This window comes from Paenibacillus germinis (assembly GCF_013141785.1).
GTDB lineage: Bacteria > Bacillota > Bacilli > Paenibacillales > NBRC-103111 > Paenibacillus_E > Paenibacillus_E phytorum.
In genome coordinates, this window is the sequence record NZ_WHOC01000037.1 from 1 (window position 1) to 5,355 (window position 5,355).

Below are 5,355 nucleotides of genomic sequence, written 5' to 3' on the forward strand. Positions count from 1 at the left end.
AGATATATCTTTGTAATCTGGATCTGTTAAGTCTAGAATTTTATTTTTGACAAAAATCTTTTCTGATTCCGCATCATAATCGATGGTTGCTCCCAAATTTTCAGCTATAAAGCGAATGGGTACATACGCATGTCCATCCACATTCAGTACCTTGTAATCATTGTTTAATCCAATATTACTACCATTAATTTCAAAACTCGCTGGAAATAATAACGCTTGAATAGAATCCGATGCGAAAATAACAGTTGAACAGGCAATAGCTAAACCTAAACTCAATCCCAATATAAATTTTCTCAATACGGCACCCCTTTTCGTTGTTTATAAATATAGAAGCTAAAGCTTACATTTTGTTGTAAAAAATAGGGGAATTTCCGAAAATAATTTCCTTAAATGGAGTTTATTTCACCGCTATTCTGCCCGTTCGGGGAAAAGGCAGCCGTATCAGCAGCTACCTTTTCATTTTGGTTATTGAGCTATAGTTCTGCGTTAGTTGAACGATCTCCATAGAGCAGTTAAATTCCATGTATGAAATACATTACCGTTCTTTTTAAGACTACTTGACCTCAAAAGATTGTTTGCACTCAACTCATTAAATACTAAATAATATTCTTTTTCGAGAATTTCCCAATCGTCATACTGTTTTCCTTCATCTAAGCATGATGCAGTTATAAATCCTTTAACTCTCCAGGCTAGATTATTATCCATCCAATCACCATTTAAAAAACCTTTCCATTTATCGCCGTGAGCTGATCGTAATAATTTCTTATTTACACTATCACTACTTGGTCTAAACACTTCGAGCCGAGGCGGATTATTATAAAAAAACATATTCCTACATTTATTACATTGATATACTTTTTTAGTTAGATTGGATGATAACGATCTAATTTTCATCAATGCTTTTTCTTTATCTATTTCCGATGGTCCCGATTTTTCGATTGCAGAATCAATCTCTTCCAAGAAATCAAACCAATCTTGATCTGATATTAAGTGAGCCTTATATGACAAGTAATCAGTTGTATCATAAATTGGATGACCACATTCGCACATGAATTTCATTCTTTAACGCCCACCACCGTTCTTAACTTTTTTAATTTTTATACTGTTGTTCCAACGACAGTTCGGGCATTTGGAAAGCGCTCCTCTAAATAGAGTAGGTCCGAAAGTCGTCAACTATGTTCATTCACTATACAATATTATCTTATTTTGGATGTCCGTGAGAAGGTTGTTTCCACGCTAAACTCCCGTTAGCGTAATAGGCTGCCGAGCGATTCACCGGCAGCCTTGAGAGTACAGAATTATGAAGCTATCGTTTCTCGTTAGCGTAATCAACGGAGGTTATTTTTCTCGATCAAATTTGCCTTTTGAATTACATCAATAATAAATGGATGCTTGGCATTGGTATAAGCAACCCTGTCATGAGGATACTTTTCTGCAAGTTCTTTTTTTAATTGATTGTACTGCTTAAGTATTTCAGAATGGGTTTTTAAATAATCTCTGAATAGAATATTGTTATTCCATTCTTCACTTCCATAAACGTAAATATGCAAATGATGCGTTCCTGCTCTCCATTGACCTTTTCTAAAGAACCTTCTATTAGGGAATTCCTTATGAAAAACATGCTCATACCCTATTTCTGCAAGGAGGTCAATAAATGATTCAACTTCTTTTAAATCCTTTACTCCGACCATGAAGTCGATAATCGGTTTTGCCCCTAGTCCCTGAACAGAAGTACTGCCAATATGTTCAATAGCAATTGCTTTATCAGTCATAACTCCTCAATTTTTCTTTTCTCCTCTTGGTAATTAAATGGCCATTCATCGTTATATTCTTCGATCTTCACCGTTTCCATAGGTCCCCTCCTCCTCTTTGGCTGAGCATCTATTATTTCAACGAAACAAGAGGTAGATGCCGCGTGGTAATCTGTTCTCTGATTATCGCGCAATCGTTCCCCGTTAGAGCTTAATGAACACGAAGACCTCTAAATCTTTTAGAAAAATTTATCCTCCCAATAATAATTCGCTTTTATCTACTTCCTGTAGCTGATTGTAATAACTCTTGTTTGGAATATCTTTAAGCTAACTATCAAGTCACTATAAATGTACTATGTGTATTTTAAGTAATGTGCAATCGCACCATTAGACAGCTTTCCTTTTATTCTTTTTTCAGAATATATTTTTTCTTAACAAGCTTTACATAACGATAAATTTCCCCTTGCCCCTCTTTACCAGACAGTTCACCAATTGCTATATACGTAATTGGTTCTTGACCAAGAATCTCAAATATTGGATCTCCATAAGGAAAATATGTGCTGTCTCCATCAAGTAATCGGCTGTTTATTCACAAGGCTAATTTGATTTGATTTTAGTTTTTCATAATTAAACCAGTAAATAAGTTTAAAAGCAAAGCTAAAAACAATAACAAAGATAAAAAGGATAAAAATACTTTTTAGAAATCTACTTTGACCAGTCATCTCTGTAATACACCTACCTTGAAGATGTGTGCCTGCAAAAATTGCGTTAAACTGCGCGTTACTTCAACAGGCTGCCGAGTAAAGATGGCAACCTGTTGTTATTGTGCTAACGCTCTGTGTAAGCTTAGTGCTCTTGCCGTATATCGATTATTTGTCGGTTAACGATATTGTCCGTATGTCGGAGTCGCCGGAAGTAGCAACGAGAATCCCCTTGTCGGACGTGAGCACGCGCGAAATCGGATCCGCCACTTCCAGCAGCAGGCGACCTGAACCGTCCAGCAGTACGACACCATAGTCTTCCTTTTCGCCAAGCCGGCAGATGAGTTGATTGTTCAGCACTTGCACTTCGGAGACTGGCGTTGTCCATACGAGCGGGTCTGGAGCATTTGGATCGGCCAGGTACAGATCGAATTGGTTCGCCTTCTTCTTGGTTGTGTAATATACCTTGCCGTCGATGCTGTCAAACCATGACACAGCATGGTCGGAAAGTTTCACTTCGCCCGTCCCGTCCAACGTAGACGAATATAATGCGTTGTCCTTGTCTTTTACATAGTATATCTTATTATTGATAATCCGGAACCAGCTGACGCTTGTCTCGACGATCTTAGCACTTTTATTCGTTTTTAGGTTTATTTTGTAAATTTTATTTAGGTCGGACTCGCCGCTTGAAGCCAGCACGTACACATCGTCTCCAATGACGGCGGTGGAGGAATCGGAGCTATATCCTTCACCGCCACCGTTGTACGTGGCATGTACACCGTATTTCACGCCAGGATCTCCGACACCTTTGCGGTTCGTCTCTTCCTGACCCGATGGTGACAAATACAAGTTGCCACCTTCGAACGCCGAAGCACCTTGAAGGACGATCAACGTGCCGTAAGGCGTGTCCTGGAAGTCCAAATACCCTGAATGCATCAATACAGCTTTCCCGTCGTCACCGATTTTCACGAACTTGTCGCTACCCATAATATTTCCCCCGAGGTGATAGGTAAACCACAGCGTGTTGTTACGGGTTTGAAAGGATAAATTCTTTTGCAGTCCTTCTGAGGTATTGATGGTATACGAATAAATCTCTTCCTTGTCGGACGGCGCCTGCACAGGAGCCCGATATACATGGTTCGTCGTGCCCGTTGTCTCTACAAAATAATAATATCCCTTGAAAAAGGCGACATCGTTCTCTCTGGCATATACAGGAAGGCCAACCGTTTGCAGCTGTGGGTTATGGGACTGAATTGACAGTCCATCCACCGTATCCCATGTGTATTCCCAACTAAACTGGTCATGTGCGAACCTCCAAGTAAGAGGGAAGTACGTCACGTCCCGGAAGCTGAGGAGCGGATACTCCTCCTTTGCATTGTCGATGGTCTGACCATTAACCGTAATGGCCGACACAGGAACCTCCGCGCGATAGGATGCCGCATTGCGGTGTTCCGACTTGTAAGAGACATATGCCGAAGCCACCTGCCCCTGGTAAATCCGGAGCCCCTCCTGATTAGACCAACTGGCTTCCAGCCCTAGCAGCCGAGAATCGTACCAGGTCATAGGGAAGTACGTGATGTCCTTATACACCAACAAGGGGTACTCGCGATACGCGTTATCCACCAGGTGTCCATTCAATTTCACCTTATATCCTGGAATAGTCACCTTTACATCCGCCGAATTTGCGTGCACCTGTCCGGTCTGGGCCAGCATAGGCAGACTCAGTGATCCGATCAATACGAATACAGCCAATTTATTCTTCATTCCAACTCCTCCTTCGACACATCAAATGCTACTAATATTGGACGAATCTGGAAGTTAAAAGTTGCAGTAACCCACTTAAAATACCAGCCCTGCACTGACTCAATGTATTACTGCTAGAGATTAGAGAGGAACTGAAATGGAAGAAAGTGAGCTTGCCTAGCTTATTGGTAGCTATATTCTAATGAATCCATTGAGCTTTTATGCCCATTAGATGAGAAAACGGCAGCCGATTAAATGGCTACCGTCTCTTTGTGTTTATTGAACAAACGTTTCCGTTAGTTAAATAAATTAGTCGTCTGTTTTTATTGAGTGTCTTCGTCGCTTTTGTACTCCAAAATATTACCTGGCTGACAATCCGAATTCTTACATATCCGTTAATCATTCATTTTTTGACTTTATATCTGGGGCATTTTTTAATGGCTTTTGAAGTGCGTCCACAATGGCTGCGATGATACTTGTTGCTAAAATACCCATTAGACATAATGATATAGGACCTGCTGCACCATCATCACTTTCTGTAACTTTAGCAAGCACCTTTAAGCTTACTATTCCTAACAAAATGAGGAAAATGACTGTAAAAGCACATTTCTTTATAATCTTCAAAGATTTAATGGATAATTCAGAGAAAGCATTGTTCTTTTCGATGTAGGTTAATAGTTTAAATGCTTGATACAACGCAACAGAAAACGCAATACAGAATCCGTATGCACATACTAAAAAGGGGATTAGGAAGTAAGCCGTATCTGGATGTACCCTTGCATCTCTAACGGCTATCTCAGGCAACCAGATACACAAAGCAAGCACTGCAATTCCAGCCAGAAAAATAATTACCTTTAAGAAAGCGGTTGAACCTCGTTTAACGTTCATTTAAAACACCTCACTTATTTAATGACAACATGATTTTAGCATACGATTTATCGTTCTACAATAAATCCGTATTGTTTTTATTATATTATTATTGTTATTGAAATATCATTTTAATTTTGACAAAAATAAAAAGCATTTCTCATTAAAAAGAAATGCTCTTACTTTAAAATGTTAAATTTACAACAACTTGTTCAACAAAACTGTCCGTTAGCTCAATAGGCTACCGACCTGCCAATCAACCTATACAGATTAATTTGATGAGAATTGTTAAG

At 39.4% G+C, this 5,355-nt stretch carries 4 protein-coding genes and 1 pseudogene; all 5 read right to left on the minus strand.

What is annotated here, in order from left to right; genetic code table 11:
* A partial coding sequence (locus GC102_RS07395; RefSeq protein ID WP_216627974.1) for a stalk domain-containing protein occupies positions 1-297 on the minus strand: 297 nt, incomplete at its 3' end.
* Between the two features lie 189 nt (positions 298-486).
* A complete protein-coding gene (locus tag GC102_RS07400; protein WP_171688906.1) occupies positions 487-1,059 on the minus strand; it encodes a DUF8617 domain-containing protein in 573 nt (190 codons plus the stop codon).
* Positions 1,060-1,328: 269 nt separating this feature from the next.
* Positions 1,329-1,852, minus strand: a pseudogene (locus GC102_RS07405) (GrpB family protein).
* Positions 1,853-2,620: 768 nt separating this feature from the next.
* The gene (locus GC102_RS07410; protein WP_171688908.1) at positions 2,621-4,216 is read right to left on the minus strand and encodes a DUF5050 domain-containing protein; all 1,596 of its coding nucleotides are present in this window, start codon (positions 4,214-4,216) and stop codon (positions 2,621-2,623) included.
* Between the two features lie 378 nt (positions 4,217-4,594).
* Positions 4,595-5,083 carry a DUF2975 domain-containing protein gene (locus tag GC102_RS07415; protein ID WP_171688909.1) on the minus strand — a complete coding sequence of 163 codons (489 nt, stop codon included), beginning with the start codon at positions 5,081-5,083 and terminating at the stop codon, positions 4,595-4,597.
* Positions 5,084-5,355: the final 272 nt, after the last annotated feature.